General features: G+C 72.9%; 13 protein-coding genes. 5 read left to right on the top strand and 8 right to left on the bottom strand.

Annotation, left to right across the window (positions count from 1 at the left end):
- Window positions 1–133: 133 nt before the first annotated feature.
- The 3 genes from AB0K37_RS04955 to AB0K37_RS04945 are packed head-to-tail and all read right to left on the bottom strand — an operon-like array spanning window position 134 to window position 3,175.
- Window positions 134–502 (bottom strand): ATP-binding protein, encoded by a 369-nt coding sequence (locus tag AB0K37_RS04955; protein ID WP_067638735.1) that lies wholly within the window; start codon window positions 500–502, stop codon window positions 134–136.
- 44 nt (window positions 503–546) lie between these two features.
- Window positions 547–873, bottom strand: coding sequence for an STAS domain-containing protein (locus AB0K37_RS04950; RefSeq protein WP_363974923.1), 327 nt, complete (start codon window positions 871–873; stop codon window positions 547–549).
- A gap of 43 nt (window positions 874–916) precedes the next feature.
- A complete protein-coding gene (locus tag AB0K37_RS04945; protein WP_363974921.1) occupies window positions 917–3,175 on the bottom strand; it encodes a SpoIIE family protein phosphatase in 2,259 nt (752 codons plus the stop codon).
- Between the two features lie 327 nt (window positions 3,176–3,502).
- Here AB0K37_RS04945 and AB0K37_RS04940 point away from each other — a divergent pair, with 327 nt between their 5' ends.
- A complete protein-coding gene (locus AB0K37_RS04940) occupies window positions 3,503–7,744 on the top strand; it encodes a HAMP domain-containing protein (protein ID WP_363974919.1) in 4,242 nt (1,413 codons plus the stop codon).
- Window positions 7,745–7,815: 71 nt separating this feature from the next.
- Window positions 7,816–8,472 (top strand): response regulator, encoded by a 657-nt coding sequence (locus AB0K37_RS04935; RefSeq protein WP_363974916.1) that lies wholly within the window; start codon window positions 7,816–7,818, stop codon window positions 8,470–8,472.
- A 27-nt stretch (window positions 8,473–8,499) separates the two neighbouring features.
- Here the strand turns inward: AB0K37_RS04935 and gltX are convergent, their stop codons facing one another.
- A complete protein-coding gene (gene gltX / locus AB0K37_RS04930) occupies window positions 8,500–9,900 on the bottom strand; it encodes a glutamate--tRNA ligase (RefSeq protein ID WP_363974913.1) in 1,401 nt (466 codons plus the stop codon).
- A 62-nt stretch (window positions 9,901–9,962) separates the two neighbouring features.
- Entirely contained in the window at window positions 9,963–10,541 is a 579-nt protein-coding gene (locus AB0K37_RS04925; protein ID WP_363974910.1) for a TIGR03086 family metal-binding protein, read from the bottom strand.
- Window positions 10,542–10,638: 97 nt separating this feature from the next.
- Between AB0K37_RS04925 and AB0K37_RS04920 the strand changes: the two genes are divergently transcribed.
- Together AB0K37_RS04920 and AB0K37_RS04915 are read left to right on the top strand one after the other, a co-directional pair.
- Window positions 10,639–11,484 carry a helix-turn-helix domain-containing protein gene (locus AB0K37_RS04920; RefSeq protein ID WP_363974907.1) on the top strand — a complete coding sequence of 282 codons (846 nt, stop codon included), beginning with the start codon at window positions 10,639–10,641 and terminating at the stop codon, window positions 11,482–11,484.
- A complete protein-coding gene (locus AB0K37_RS04915) occupies window positions 11,481–12,119 on the top strand; it encodes a CoA pyrophosphatase (RefSeq protein ID WP_363974904.1) in 639 nt (212 codons plus the stop codon). Before AB0K37_RS04920 ends, AB0K37_RS04915 begins: the two co-directional genes overlap by 4 nt.
- Before the next feature lie 3 nt (window positions 12,120–12,122).
- On the opposite strand, the gene AB0K37_RS04910 is transcribed toward AB0K37_RS04915, so the two are convergent.
- From AB0K37_RS04910 to AB0K37_RS04900, 3 genes are all read right to left on the bottom strand, one after another.
- The gene (locus tag AB0K37_RS04910; protein ID WP_345171776.1) at window positions 12,123–12,884 is read right to left on the bottom strand and encodes an SDR family oxidoreductase; all 762 of its coding nucleotides are present in this window, start codon (window positions 12,882–12,884) and stop codon (window positions 12,123–12,125) included.
- 84 nt (window positions 12,885–12,968) lie between these two features.
- Window positions 12,969–13,979: a methyltransferase gene (locus AB0K37_RS04905; protein ID WP_363974900.1), complete on the bottom strand. Its 1,011-nt coding sequence runs from the start codon at window positions 13,977–13,979 to the stop codon at window positions 12,969–12,971.
- A gap of 91 nt (window positions 13,980–14,070) precedes the next feature.
- Window positions 14,071–14,571: an HAD domain-containing protein gene (locus AB0K37_RS04900; RefSeq protein WP_363974897.1), complete on the bottom strand. Its 501-nt coding sequence runs from the start codon at window positions 14,569–14,571 to the stop codon at window positions 14,071–14,073.
- 89 nt (window positions 14,572–14,660) lie between these two features.
- Between AB0K37_RS04900 and AB0K37_RS04895 the strand changes: the two genes are divergently transcribed.
- A complete protein-coding gene (locus AB0K37_RS04895) occupies window positions 14,661–15,515 on the top strand; it encodes a class II glutamine amidotransferase (RefSeq protein WP_363974894.1) in 855 nt (284 codons plus the stop codon).
- Window position 15,516: the final 1 nt, after the last annotated feature.

Raw genomic sequence — 15,516 nt, 5'->3', positions numbered from 1 at the left:
GGCGCGCAGGTGGGCGGTCATCCGGCCGCGGGCGCGGGCGCGCTGCCGGTAAGAGCCTGGGCGGGAGGCGCGTTTCAGGGGACGCGTGCCAGACGCCGGGCTGCCGGCTACCGGCGTGCCAGATGCCGGCGTGTCAGATGTCGACCTCGGCCCACACGACCTTTCCGCCGGTCACCGGGTCGGCGCCCCAGGAGTTGGCGAAGCGGTCGACGATGAACAGGCCGCGGTGCGACTCGTCCAGGGGGCCGGGGACGGTCAGCCGGGGCAGCTGGGCCGCGCGGTCGCGGACCTCGACGCGGACCCGGCCGCTGCCGCGCAGCAGCCGCAGTTCCAGGGCCGTCCCGGCGTGCCGGACGGCGTTGGCGACGAGCTCGGCCACGATCGCCGTGACGAGCTCCTCACGGTCCATGAGCGCCCAGGTGCGCATGGTGCGGGCCGCGAGTCGCCTGGCGTACTCGACCGCCTCGGTCTGGGGCGCAGCGCGCAGCGTGGTCTCGGTCATCGGGTCGGTCACTCCGCCCGCTCGCCGTTCTTCATCGTGTCCCTTCACCGCCCATCGGCCGGAGCCTCCTCCACCGGGTCCTCGATGAGGAAGCGGTCGAGCCCCGTCGTGCGCAGCACGTTCTCGACGCGGCCGTAGGCCCCGGTGACGGTGAGCGTGGCGTTCTGCGCACGCGCGTGCTTGTACGCGCGGACGAGAACGTTCAGGCCGGAGGAGTCACAGAAGTCGACCGCCGCGAGGTCGACGACGACCGACCGTTCGCCCGCGTCCACGAGCTCGGTCAGCCGAGCGCGCAGCTCGTCGGAGGAGTGCAGGTCTATCGAGCCGCGCGCGGCGATCGTCGCGCGGCCTTCCTGTCGTGTCGTGTGCAAGGCAAGCCCCACGCCACCCCACCTTACCGATTGTTGGTCTCCATCATGACGCCCGCAGAACGATGAGGGCAACGTCGTCGTTCGACGGCTCCGGGCCGAAGTCGCGGACGGCGCGCTGGATGCGCGCCGCCACCGCGCCGGCGCTCAGGCCGGTGCAGTCGGCGAGAAGCCGCTCCAGACCGTGCCCGTCGCCGAGCAGCCGGTTGCCGGCGCGGCGTTCGGTGACGCCGTCGGTCACGCAGAGCAGTACCTCTCCGCGTCGCAGCTCGACGGTGTCGGTGTGGAACTCCACACCGTCGAAGACGCCCAGCAGCGGCTGGGGCGAGGCGGCCTCGCGGACGCCGCCCTCCGGGTCGAGCACCAGCGGGGGCGGGTGCCCCGCGCTCGTCAGTTTGATCGTCACGCCGTCGCGGCGCCGGCGGGCCGCGATCTCGCCGTGCAGCAGGGTGAGCAGCCGCCCGCGCTCGCCCTCGCCGAGGATGAGCCGGTTGAGCCGGGCGAGGACGGCCGGGACGGACAGGTCCTCGGCGGCGAGGATGCGCAGCGCGTGCCGGGCCAGGCCGGTGACGGCGGCGGCCTCGGGGCCGGTGCCGCACACGTCGCCGATGGCGAACCGCCAGCGGGTCGCGGGGGCCGCGCCGCCGGGCCGGCGGCCGCTCGCGAAGACGTCGTAGAAGTCGCCGCCGACCTCGCTGCCCTCCCCGGCGGGCTCGTAGACCACCGCCACCTCCAGGCCGGGGATCTCGGGGATGCCGGGCGGCAGCAGGCTGCGCTGCAGGGCGCTGCTCATGGCGGTCTGGGCGGAGAACAGGCGCGCGTTGTCGACGGCGAGGGCGGCGCGGCGGCTCAGCTCCTCGGCCAGCTCGATCGCGCTGCGCGGGAAGCGGTCGCCGGCCGGGCGGCCGATCACGATGGTGCCGATGCGCCGGCCGCGGGCGATCAGCGGGAAGGCGTAGACCTGGTCGGTGGCGGTGTCGCCGGCGGCGGCCCGGAACTCCTCGGGCGCGGCGGCGAGCCCGTTCCAGGGCCCGGGGGCGTCGATGGGCGGGGCGGCGCCCGCGTGTTCGAGCAGCTCGCGCAGGCCGTCGGAGCGCTCCTCGTCGGCGTGCCACACGTAGGCCAGCCGGTCGGGCTCGGCCTCGGTGACGGTGTAGACGGCGCACCAGGTGGCCAGGCGCGGCACGACGAGCTGGGCGACCAGCGCCATCGTGCGCTCCTGGTCGAGGGTGCCGGCGAGCAGGTCGCTGGCCTCGGCGACGAAGCTCAGCCAGCCGCGCCAGGATCGTTCCAACTCGCCCACCCTGGCCTTCTCCAGGGAGAGCGACATCTCGTCGGCGAGCCGGCCGAGGCGTGCGCCGTCGGCCTCGTCGAAGCGGCCGGACAGGGACGAGACGGCCACGATGAGGCCCGTCAGGCGGCCCTGGGACTCCAGCGGGGCGGCGGCCAGCGAGGAGGCCCGCAGCGCCGCCGCGGTCGGGTCGGATGGGTCCGCGGCGACCCAGGCGGAGCCGGCGCGGGCGGCGGGTGTGAGGGAGGCGACCGACAGCTCGCCGAGCGGCATCTCGGCGGCCGTCCCGGCGGCCGAGCCCATGATCAGCCGTCCGTCGCGCTCGGTCAGCAGGACGGCGGCGCCCTCGGCGCCGAGGACCTCCCGGGCGGCGGCAACGCCGTCCTCCATGGCCTCCACGGCCGCCGGGGAGCGCAGGAGCCGGTCGCCGGCCGCGGGGATCTCGCCCGCGCCGCCCGCGAGCCGGCTCTCCCGGGTCTGCCCGCCCGCGCCTGGCCCCTCGCGCGCCGGCTCGGCCACGTCGCGGGTACGAGCGGGCAGTTCGTCCCGTATGGAGGCGGTTCCGGCGATGTCGGCGGTGAAGGCGGCCTCCGCGCCGGTCGCGGCCGCGCCCTCGGCCGGCACCGCGGCACCGGCGGCGCCGGGCCGGGGCAGCCGGAACCAGACGCCCTTGGTGCGGCGGTCGTAGGAGACGCCCCAGGAGTCGGCGAGGCGGGCGATGGACGGGAGGCCGCGCCCGCTGGAGGCGGTGACGCCCGGCATCTCGATGCCCCGGGTGGGATGGCGGTCGCGGACCTCGATCTCGACGTTCCCGCCCGCCAGGCGGCAGGAGACCTCGAACGAGGTCCCCGCGTAGGCGATCGCGTTGGTGGCGAGCTCGCTCGTCGCGAGGACGGCGTCGTCGGCCACCTCGTCCAAGCCCCAGTCGGCCAGCACCTTGCGGACGAACCGGCGCGCGTCCGCCACCGCCGCCGCGGCGGACGGGAAGGTGGCCGTCGCCGTCTGCCGATCCAACTGTCGTCCCTCGTTCGAAGCGTTTTCTACCCGGGCCTGGCTATCGTGGCAGACTGCTCGGCCGCCCGGCACCGAGAGCCGCGAACCCGCCCGGGAACGCGTCCGGCCTGGGCCTTCACGATTCCGCCACAACACGACAGACCGTAACACGAAGGCTACGAGGACCGACGCGCGCCCGGTCCGGCCCGGGCGGCGGAACCACGCGGAAGAAAGTCCGCCGCCGCGCGGCGACGTAGAGTACAGGTGCGGCCGATGAGGCCCCTAGAGCAGCCAGGAGTCCGTGGTATCCGGATAACCGACGAATCGCGGGCCAGGAGGATGAAGAGCATGCCGCGTACCGCGTCACGTGCCCGCCCGAGCGGCGGGTACCGCGACACCACCCCGCGTTACAGCGACGCGGACCTCGAACCGCTCCTGAAGGCGCTGGTCGCCGTGCGGGACGGCAAGGCGAGGTCGGAGCTGGACGTGCCGGGCGAGGGGGCCGTGGCGGAGGCCGCCGCCGTCCTGGAGGAGATCCGGGAGAACGGCATGGAGCTGGCCTCGGGCCTGAGCCGCGTCCGGAAGGAGATCGGCCGGGAGGGCCAGCTGCGGGGACGCCTGACGCCGGGGACGCTGCGGGGCACCTGGGCGGGCGCGGTCGAGGACGCCAACGCGATCATCGACAAGCTCACCGACCTCGCCACCGGGATGAGCCAGGTGGTGGAGGCGGTCGCGGCCGGCGACCTGAGTCAGCGGGTGGAGCTGCGGGTGCGCGGCAGGCCGATGCGCGGGGAGCTGCTGCGCATGGCCAGGTCGGTCAACGGCATGGTCGAGCTGCTCGACCAGTTCACCTGGGAGGTCACCCAGTTCGCCCGCGAGGTGGGCACCGAGGGGCGGCTCGGCGGCCAGGCGCCCGCCCGCGGCATGACCGGCCGCTGGCGGGACGTGACCGCGTCGGTGAACGTGATGGCGTCGCGGCTGACCTCGCAGGTCCGCGACATCGCCGAGGTCACCACGGCGGTGGCACGCGGCGACCTGACCCGCAAGGTCACGGTCGAGGCGACCGGTGAGCTGCAGGAGCTGAAGCTCACCGTGAACACGATGGTCGACCAGCTGTCGGCGTTCGCCGGCGAGGTCACCCGCGTGGCCCGCGAGGTCGGCACGGAGGGGCAGCTGGGCGGCCAGGCGAACGTGCCGGGCGTCAGCGGCGTCTGGAAGAACCTGACCGACAACGTCAACGCGATGGCGAACAACCTGACCTACCAGGTCCGCAACATCGCGCAGGTCACCACCGCCGTCGCCGAGGGCGACCTCGGCAAGAAGATCACGGTCGACGCGCAGGGCGAGATCCTGCAGCTCAAGAACACCGTGAACACGATGGTCGACACCCTTTCGGCGTTCGCCGACGAGGTCACCCGCGTGGCCCGCGAGGTCGGCACCGAGGGCCGCCTCGGCGGCCAGGCCCGGGTGCCCGGCGTGAGCGGCGTGTGGAAGGACCTGACCAACAACGTCAACGGCATGGCGTCCAACCTGACCTACCAGGTCCGCAACATCGCGCAGGTCACCACCGCCGTCGCCGAGGGCGACCTCGGCAAGAAGATCACGGTCGACGCGCAGGGCGAGATCCTGGAGCTCAAGGACACCGTGAACGCGATGGTCGACACGCTGTCGGCCTTCGCCTCCGAGGTGACCCGCGTCGCGCGGGAGGTCGGCACGGAGGGGCGGCTCGGCGGCCAGGCGATCGTGCCCGGCGCGGGCGGGGTCTGGCTCGACCTGACCGACAACGTCAACTCGATGGCGAACAACCTCACCAACCAGGTGCGCGGCATCGCGCAGGTCACCACGGCGGTGGCGCAGGGCGACCTGACCCGCAAGATCGAGGTCGACGCGCAGGGCGAGATCCTGCAGCTGAAGACCACCCTCAACACGATGGTCGACACGCTGTCGGCGTTCGCCGACGAGGTCAGCCGCGTGGCCCGCGAGGTCGGCACCGAGGGCCGGCTCGGCGGCCAGGCCCGGGTGCCCGGCGCGGGCGGCATGTGGAAGGACCTGACCGACAACGTCAACGGCATGGCGTCCAACCTGACCTACCAGGTCCGCAACATCGCGCAGGTCGCGACCGCGGTCGCGCACGGCGACCTGACGCGGCGCATCGACGTGGACGCCCAGGGCGAGATCCTCGAGCTGAAGACCACGCTGAACACGATGGTCGACACGCTGTCGTCGTTCGCTTCCGAGGTCACCCGCGTGGCGCGGGAGGTCGGCATCGAGGGCCGTCTCGGCGGTCAGGCGGAGGTCGAGGGCGTCTCGGGCACGTGGAAGCGGCTCACCGAGAGCGTCAACGAGCTGGCCGGCAACCTCACCACCCAGGTCCGCGCGATCGGGGAGGTCGCGAGCGCGGTCGCCACCGGCGACCTGACCCGGACGATCACCGTCGAGGCGCGCGGCGAGGTCGCCGAGCTGAGCGACAACGTCAACCTGATGGTCGCGACGCTGCGCGAGACGACCCGCGCCAACGAGGAGCAGGACTGGCTCAAGACCAACCTGGCTCGGATCGGCGGTCTCATGCAGGGCCACCGCGACCTCCAGCAGGTCGCCGACCTGATCATGCGCGAGCTGACGCCGACCGCCAGCGCCCAGTACGGCGCGTTCTACCTGGCCGAGAGCGCGGGCGAGGACACCGACCTCGCGCTGATCGCCGGGTACGGGACGCGGCGGCACCGCGGGGGCGCGGTCCGGTTCGGTCTCGGCGAGGGGCTCGTCGGGCAGGCGGCGCAGGAGCGCCGGCCGCTGCTGATCGCCGACGCCCCCGCCGACTACGTCAAGATCGGATCGGGTCTCGGCGAGGCGTCCCCGGTCAACATCATCGTGCTGCCGATCGTGTTCGAGGACGAGGTGCTCGGCGCGATCGAGCTCGCCTCGTTCGGCCGGTTCACCGACGTCCACCTGGCGTTCTTCAGCCAGCTGATCGAGACGATCGGGGTCACGCTCAACGCGATCCGGGCCAACACCCGCACCGAGGCGCTGCTCGGCGAGTCGCAGCGGCTCGCGCAGGAGCTGCAGGAGCGCTCGGACGAGCTGCAGCGCCAGCAGGGCGAGCTCCGGCACTCCAACACCGAGCTGGAGGAGAAGGCGGCGCTGCTGGCCCAGCAGAACCGCGCGATCGAGATCCAGAACTTCCAGATCGAGCAGGCCAGGCGGACGCTGGAGGAGCGCGCCGAGCAGCTGGCGATCTCCTCTCGGTACAAGTCGGAGTTCCTGGCGAACATGTCGCACGAGCTGCGCACGCCGCTGAACAGCCTGCTGGTGCTGGCCAAGCTGCTGTCGGAGAACCAGGACGGCAACCTCACCGACAAGCAGGTGGAGTTCGCGCGGACGATCCACGAGTCCGGCACCGACCTGCTGGAGCTGATCAACGACATCCTGGACCTGGCGAAGGTCGAGGCCGGGAAGATGGAGGCGCATCCGCAGCGGCTGTCGGTGTCGGCGCTGGTCGACTACGTCGACGCCACGTTCCGCCCGCTGTCGGTCGACAAGGGCCTGCAGTTCGGGGTGGAGGTCGCGCCGGACGTCCCGGCCGCCCTCAACACCGACGAGCAGCGGCTCCAGCAGGTGCTGCGGAACCTGCTGTCGAACGCGGTGAAGTTCACCGCCGAGGGCGAGGTGCGGCTGCTGATCGAGCGGGCCGGCGACATCGACTTCACGCTGCCCGCGCTGTGGAACACCCCCGACGTGATCGCCTTCCGCGTGATCGACACCGGGATCGGCGTGAGCGCCGACAAGCTCCAGGAGATCTTCGAACCGTTCCAGCAGGCGGACGGGACCACGAGCCGCCGCTACGGCGGCACCGGGCTCGGCCTGTCGATCAGCCGGAACATCGCGCGGCTGCTGGGCGGGGAGATCCATGCCGAGAGCCAGCCGGGCCGCGGCAGCGTGTTCACGCTCTACCTGCCCGCGCAGTACAGCGACCGCGACGGCCGGCGCCGCTCGGCGCTGCCGGACGAGGAGGTCGCCGCGGGGGCGGAGGCCGCGCCCGGGGCGATCTCCGGCGGCCCGCAGGCCAACGGCGGCGTCGGGGGCCCGGCCGCGGAGGGCGCGCTGCCGGTGGAGCAGCGCCCGCCCGGCGCGCAGCGCCCCGGCAAGTCCGAGCAGGGGCTGAACGGGATGCTGCAGGAGCCGCCCACGGACTTCCTCGACACGGTCCTGTCGGGCCGCAAGGTCCTGATCGTCGACGACGACGTGCGGAACGTGTTCGCGCTCACCAGCGTCCTGGAGGGCTACGGCATGGAGGTCCTCTACGCCGAGGACGGGCAGGCCGGGATCGACGTCCTGCACCGCAACCCCGACGTGGCGGTCGTGCTGATGGACATCATGATGCCGGGCCTGGACGGTTACGCCACCACGGCCGCGATCAGGGAGATGCCGCAGTTCGCCGAGTTGCCGATCATCGTCATCACGGCCAAGGTGATGAAGGAGGACCGGGAGAAGAGCCTTGCCTCGGGCGCGTCGGACTATGTGCCGAAGCCCGTGGACGTGGACCATCTCCTTGACGTCATGAGGAACTGGCTGCAGCCCTCCGTCGTCCGCTGAGGAGAGGAGCCGGACAGTAGGGTCGCCGTGGGGGTGCGGCGCTGGCGGGGACCGGGATCGGAGAGACGCGCGTGGACGACAAGGCCAAGATCCTGCTCGTGGACGACCGCGAGGAGAACCTGATCGCGCTGGAGGCCATCCTCAGCTCGCTCGATCAGGACCTGGTCCGGGCGCGGTCCGGTGAGGACGCGCTGAAGGCGCTGCTGACCGAGGAGTACGCGGTCATCCTGCTGGACGTCGTGATGCCGGGCATGGACGGGTTCGAGACTGCCCGCGACATCAAGCGCCGCAAGAAGACCCGCGACCTGCCGATCATCTTTCTCACGGCGCTGAACAGCGACCCCGACTACGCCTTCCGCGGCTACGCGGCGGGCGCGGTCGACTTCATCTCCAAGCCGTTCGACCCGTGGGTGCTGCGGGCCAAGGTCTCGGTGTTCGTGGAACTGCACAACAAGAACAAGCAGCTCCGCGACCAGACGGCGCTGCTGCGCGAGCAGGCCGCCCTGCTGAGGGACCAGACGGCCCTGCTCAAGTCTCGGCCGGCGGGGGCGCCGCAGGAGGCGCCCGCCGACCGTGCCGCGGGCGACCGCCTGGCCTCGGTGGAGGAGCAGGCGGAGGTGCTCGGCAAGCACCTCCCGGCCACGCTGCGCGACGAGTACGAGGAGCTCAGCCGCAGGCTCCTGCTCCTCCGCGAGGCCCTGGACGGGCAGGCGCCCACCGCGGACTGACCGCTTCGCGGCCGCCGCGGCGGGCGGCTAGGCGCCGGCCTCCAGCCGGGCGCGGGCGGCGGCGATGCGCGCGAGGGTGCGGTCGCGCCCCAGGATCTCCAGGGACTCGAACAGCGGCAGCCCCACCGTGCGGCCGGTGACGGCGACGCGGACGGGCGCCTGGGTCTTGCCGAGCTTGAGCCCGTGCTCGGCGCCGACCCGCTCCAGCCGGTCCTTCAGCTCGGCGGCGTTCCACGGCGCGTCCTGGTAGGCGGCCTCGGCGGCGGCGAGGATCGCGGCGGCGGGCTCCTTCATGGCCTTGTTCCAGGACTGCTCGTCGGACGGCGGCTCGTCCAGGAACGCGAAGTCGATCATCTGGACGATCTCCGACAGCAGCGCCACGCGGGTCTGCGCGAGCGGAGCCAGCTCGGCGAACACTGCGACGTCGACGTCGAAGGGCGCCTCCTGCAGGAACGGCAGGCACTCGGCGATGAACTTCTCGGGCGCCAGGGCCCGGATGTATTCGCCGTTGATCGCGCGGAGCTTCTTGACGTCGAAGAACGCGGGCGAGGTGTTGACATCGTCGATGCGGAACTCGTCGACCATCACGTCCCAGGGGACGATCTCGCGGTCGTCGGACGGCGCCCAGCCGAGGAGCATCAGGTAGTTGCGCATGGCCTCGGCGAGGTAGCCCTCGGCGCGGTAGTCCTCCAGGGCGACCTTGTCGCGGCGCTTGGACAGCTTCTGCCGCTTCTCGTTCACGATGACGGGCACGTGCGCCCACACCGGCGGCTCCGCGCCGAGCGCCTCCCACAGCAGCTGCTGCTTGGGCGCGTTGGACAGGTGCTCCTCGCCGCGCACCACGTGGGTGATGCCCTGGCTCATGTCGTCGACCGCGTTGGCCAGCAGGAACGTGACGGACCCGTCGGCGCGGGCGATGACGAAGTCCTCAAGGACGGCGTTGTCGAAGACCGGCTTGCCGCGCAGGAGGTCGACGACGGTGGTCTGCCCCTCGTCGGGGGTGCGGAACCGGAGGGCGCGTCCGGGGCCCGCCTCCAGCCCGCGGTCGCGGCAGAAGCCGTCGTAGCCCTTGTGCTGGTCGCCGGTCCGGGCGATCACGGCCTCGCGGGAGCAGTCGCAGTAGTAGGCGCGCCCGGCGTCCTTCAGCGTGTGGACGGCCTCGGCGTGCTTGTCGGCGTTGGCGGACTGGAAGTAGGGGCCCTCGTACTGCCCGCCGTCCATCCCGAGCCACGCCAGGGCGCGGATGATGCCCTCGGTCCATTCGGGGCTGTTGCGGGAGGCGTCGGTGTCCTCGATCCGCAGCACGAGCGTCCCGCCCGACTGGGCGGCCATCGCCCAGTTGAACAGCGCCGAGCGGGCGCCGCCGACATGGAACATGCCGGTCGGTGACGGGGCGAAACGTACGCGGATCGAAGAGGTCGAAGACATGCCTACCAGCGTAGAGCGCGCGGGGCCCCGCTCGCGCCGGGACCCGCGCGCGGGCCCGGGTTTCAGGGCTTCCAGTGCGGGTCGCGGCCGGCCAGCCCGAGGAGGCGGTCGAGCAGCGGCGCGTCGTCCGGCACGGCGACCTCGGGACCGAGCACGCCGTACTGACGGCTGATCTCGGCCGTGGAGGCGACCTGCTGCCAGGCGGCCTGGAGCACCGGCTCCGGGAAGGCGGGCTCGCGGCCGGCGGCGACGGCGAGGTCCCAGCCGTGCAGGACGCACTCGCCGAAGACGATCCCGGCGATGAACCCGGCGGGCATGCCCTCCTTGTTGCCGGTGAGGCTGGTGTTGCCCTCCCAGGCGGCCGGGTCCTGCCATGCCTCGGCGGTCCGGCGGGCCTGCTCCGCGAAGCGCTCGGCCCAGCCGGGCTCGGCGGTGAAGTCGTGGTCCTCCCCCGGTCCGGCGGGCGGCTCCTTGCGCGCGGCGGTCTCGCCCCGCGCGCTCCAGAAGATGAGATGGTTGAGAAGCGCCCGCACGTCCCAGTCCGGGCAGGGCGTGGGCGCGTCCATCCTCTCTTCGGGGACCTCCAGGACGATCCGCGCCGCGGCCTCCGCGGCGGGCGCCATCTGGCTCCGGATATCCATGGTCTCTTCCTCGCTCATCCGTTCGAACACACCTGCACGTTAGAACGAGTCGGCGGCGCCGGTCTTGAAGAAACGCGACACCGATTAGCCTGGGCCGGTGGAAGGATCCCTACCCGGCGGGACGCGGGGCATCCTGCACGCGCGGACGGGGCTGGAGCGGTTCCGGATCGAGCGGCTCGAACCGCCCGCCGCGCTCGCACCGTTCGTCGCGAACTTCTGGGTGCTGCGCTGGGATCTGCGGGGGCGGCCGCCGCACCGCCAGCGGGTCCTCACGCGCCCGTCGGTCCACATCACGTTCACCAGTTACCTGACCGCCGGGACGACGCGGGCGCGGATCGCGGGCGTCGTGCGGGACGACTTCGTCGAGGAGATCCACGGCGAGGGACGCGTGGTGGGGGCCGCCTTCCGGCCGGGCGGGTTCAGGCCGTTCATGGACGCGCCGGTGTCCACGCTGACCGGCCGGTTCCCGGGGTTGGACGAGGTCTTCGGCGAGGAGGGCCTGCACCTCGCCGGGGAGGTGTTCGCGACCGCCGACGCGCACGAGGCGATCGGGCTGCTCGCGGCGTTCCTGTCCGCCCGTGATCCTGAGCCCGACCCGTCCGCCGCCAAGGCCGCCGCGGTCGTCGAGCGGATCGCGTCCTCTCCGGGCCTGGTGCGGGTCGGCGAGCTGGCCGAGGAGGTCGGGCTGAGCGCGCGCAGCCTGCAGCGCCTGTTCCACGAGTACGTGGGCGCCGGCCCGAAGTGGGTGATCCGGCGGTTCCGGATGCAGGAGGCCGCCGAGCGGGCCGCGTCCGGAGCGGGGGTCGACTGGGCGGAGCTGGCTGCCGAGCTCGGCTACGCCGACCAGGCTCACTTCACCCGCGACTTCACGGCCGCCGTGGGAACCTCGCCCGGCCGGTACGCGCGGGAGGCGGGCGCGGGGCCTGGCAGGATCGACGCATGAGCGTGCCCTCCCCCGGCCCCTTCGACGACCTCGCCGCGTTCCGGACGCTCGCCGCCGGACGGCTCGGCTCGTTCGAGCACACCACCGTCCCCGACGCGCCCGGCCTGCGCCGCGCCGGGGTGGTGCTGTGCGCGGTCGAGCACGACGGCGTCCCGTCGGTGATCATCATCAAGCGCGCCCACCGGGGCCGGAACGCGGGCCAGTGGGGGCTGCCGGGCGGCCGCCTGGAGGACGGCGAGACGCCCGAGCAGGCGGCGCTGCGCGAACTGCACGAGGAGATCGGCCTGGCCGCCGGCCCCGCCGACGTCCTCGGCAGGCTCGACGACTTCCCCGCCGACTCGGGCTTCGCGATCACACCGGTCGTGGTGGTGCTGGACGACCCGGGCCCGCTCGCGCCGAGCCCGGACGAGGTCCACTCCGTCCATCACACGAGCCTGCGCAGACTCGCCGACGACGACACCCCCGTCTGGGTCCCGCAGTCGGGCGGCGGACGTCTGCTGCAGATGTGGCTGGGCCCCGGGTGGCGCGTCCACGCCCCGACCGGCGCGATGCTGTGGCAGTTCCGCGAGGTGGTGCTGCTCGGCCGGCCCGCCCGGGTCGCCGACTTCGCCCAGCCCGACTGGACGCGCCGCTGAGTGTCAGAACGTCCCGCCGTCCACGACGACGCGCTGCCCGGTGACGTAGGACGCGGCGTCCGAGACGAGGAACCGGACCACGTCGGCGACCTCTTCGGGCGTGCACACGTGCCCGTAGGGGGACGCGGCGTCCTGCTGCCGGATGTCCTCGATGCCGGCCGTGGCCCTGACCAGACGGCGGCCCATCTCGGTGTCCACCAGGCCGGGCGCGACGACGTTGACGTGCATGCCGTTGCCGCGCTCCTCCTTCGCGACCACCCGGGCCAGCGCCTCCATCGCCGCCTTGCCCATCGCGTAGGGGCCGCCGAACGGCGGCATCAGGTCCGTGGCGACGCTCGAGACGAAGACCATGTCGCTCCGCTCGGCGCGCCGCATCAGCGGGATCAGCGCCTGGCTGAGGTGGTGCGGGCCGAACGCGTGCACGCGCATGACCCGCTCCAGCTCGGCGGGGTCGGTGTCGGCGACGCTGTTGCCGCGGCTGGCGATCCCGGCGCTGTGCACGAGGATGTCCAGCTCGCCCAGCTCCGCCTCCACCCGCGCGGCCAGGGAACGGCACTGGTCGAGGTCGTCGACGGAGGCGCGGAACGCGCGGCCCCAGGCCCCGGCGGCCTCGATGTCGGCGACCGTCTTGCGCGCGGCCTCGTCGTCGCGCCGGTAGGCGACGGCGACCCTGGCGCCGTCCGCGGCCAGCGCCAGGGCGATGGCCCGGCCGATCCCCCGGCTTCCTCCGGTGACCAGGGCCGTACGGCCGTCGAGAGAACTCACGCGACACTCCTTCGTCAGGGTTGCTTGCGGCGCTCCCATCCTGCACGGCCGGGCGCTCGCGCCGTAAGCGGCCCCTGACACGAGCTAGTCCGCGACCGCCGCCTCGATGACGTGGTACGCGGTCTCGCGCAGCGGCCCGGTCAGCGAGACGGCCCTGAGCCCTGCGCTGTCCAGGAGCTCCCGGAACTCGGCCTCGGTGCGTTCCCGCCCACCGGTCGCCACGAGCATGTTGAGGTCGTTGCGGACGATGCCCGCCGACTCCGGCGCGACCATCTCCGGCATGATCTGCTCCAGGAGCAGCACCCGGTCGTCCGGGCCCATCGCGGCCCGGCAGTTCCGCAGGATCGCGGCGGCCTTCTCGTCGTCCCAGTCGTGGATGACGCTCTTGAGCACGTAGGCGCCGGGGCCTGCGGGGACGGCCTCGAAGAAGTCGCCCGGCACGATCTCGGCCCGGTCGGCGACGCCGGCCAGGGGGCCGGACGCGTCGGCCAGCCCCGTCGGCAGGTCGAACAGGACACCGCGGATGCCTGGATGGGCGCGCAGGATCGCGGCGAGCAGCGTGCCGTCCCCGCCGCCGAGATCGGCGACCGTCCCGTAGCGGGCGAAGTCGTGCGCCTCGACGAACGCCGGGGCGATGTCGCGGGTGTGCTCGGCCATCGCCCGGTTGAACGTCGCCGACAGCTCCGCGTCCGAGGCGAAGTACTCGAACGGCGTGCTGCCCGTCACCCGCTCCCACGCGTACTCGCCCGTGCGGACCGTCTCGGCCATGTCGCCCCACGTCCGCCACACCTGCGGGCCGCAGAACAGCCTGATCAGCGAGCGGATCGAGTCGGGGGCGTCAGCGCGCAGCCGCCGCCCCTCCTCCGTCAGCGCGAACAGGTCCGGCTCCTTCTGCTCCACGACGCCGAGGCCGGTGAGGCCGCGCAGCAGCCGGTGCAGGGACGGCGCGTGGGCGCCGATCGCCTCCGCCAGCTCGGTGCTCGAGCTCGGCCTGCCATCGGTGAACGCGTCCGCCACCCCGAGCTCGGCGGCCACATGGATCATCTGCGCCGGCATGAACCCGAAGGCCAGGTCCAACAGTGGTGATCTGGGCATGGTCGACTCCCTTCCTTGTCCTCCACGACGCTAGGAGGCCCCGGAAGGGGTGTCTTGGACGATTGGAACCTCGGGCCGCCCGCGCCCGCGATCACCCGGTGCGGGCGCGCAGCCAGGCCGCGGCGGCCTCGACGTGGTCGTCGGTCAGGCCGGTCAGCGGGTCGATCTCCACGAGGAGGTGGTCGGCGACGTCCGGCTCCCCCGCGATGCACTCGGTGGCGTCCGGCTCGTCCTCGAACCAGACGAACGGCCGGCCCTCCGCCCACGCGGCCACGTGCCGGGCCTTCCAGGCGCCCAGCGTGCGCCCCTCCGTGATGCCGGGGAACCGCGGGATCGGCACGAACGGCAGTTCCGGGAGCCCGATGCGGGGAGCGATCCACTCGTTGGCGCTGCCGCACCAGTAGCTCGCCCAGGCCAGCTCGGCGCCGGTGGATTCGGCCAGATCGAGAAGCGCCGCCCCGTGCCCGGGATACAGCCACAACTTGTACGTCATCCCGTTCGGGGAGCACTCGTGCCGCTGGAAGCCGCGGTGCGGCCGCTCGAACGGGTTGAGCACTCCATCAACGTCCAGCAGAACCACCGGCGACCCCATACACGGACCGTACGACATCCGGGGCCGCCCGTCGAAGGCCTTTTGCCGTGCGGAGTCTTAGGCCGCCGCGAGGCGGGCATCGTCCCTGCATGTGCCGCCTGTTCGGGATGACCACGGGAGGACCCCGCGTCCGCGCCACCTTCTGGCTGCTGGACGCTCCCGACAGCCTGCGCTCGCAGTCCCGCCGGATGCCCGACGGGACGGGCCTCGGCTGGTTCTCGCTCGGCGGGGAGCCCGTCCGCGACCGCGCCCCCGTCGCCGCGTTCCAGGACGCCGACTTCAACTCCGAGGCGCGGCACGTGGTGTCGCACACCTTCATCTCCCATGTCCGGTACGCCTCGACCGGCGCGCCCGACGTCCACAACTCCCACCCCTTCGTCATGGACGACCGGCTGTTCGCCCACAACGGGGTGGTGCGGGGCGTCGACGTCCTCGACTCCTGGCTCACGGACGTCGACCGGGCGCCGATCAAGGGGCAGACCGACTCGGAGTTCGTGTTCGCCTACATCACCGCGGAGATCCGCCGGCAGGGCGACACCGGGTCCGGACTGATCGCGGCCGTCCGGCGCATCGCCGCCGAATTGCCGATCTTCGCGTTGAACATCCTGCTGGCCGAGTCGGGACGGCTGTGGGCGCTGCGCTACCCCGCCACCCACGAACTGTGGGTGACCACCCCGCACCTGACCGAGCCGGGCGCGGAACGCCACCTCGGCGCGGGCCGCGAGGAGGGCCAGGTGAAGGTGACGAGGCACCGGGAGCCGACGCCCGCGTGCGTCCTCGCCAGCGAGCGCCTGGACGACGACCCCGGCTGGCGGCTCCTGGACCCCGGCGAGCTGCTCGTGCTCGACGGCATGGAGGCGTCCTCGGTGTTCCCGTTCGACGCGCCCGCGCACCCGCTGACGGCCGCGGACCTGTCGGGGACCGAGTCCACCTCGCAGGCATGAT

The sequence above is a fragment of the Actinomadura sp. NPDC049753 genome (assembly GCF_040674655.1).
GTDB lineage: Bacteria > Actinomycetota > Actinomycetes > Streptosporangiales > Streptosporangiaceae > Spirillospora > Spirillospora verrucosospora.
Note: the sequence above shows the minus strand (reverse complement) of the source record. Positions and strands in the feature narration are given on the sequence as shown.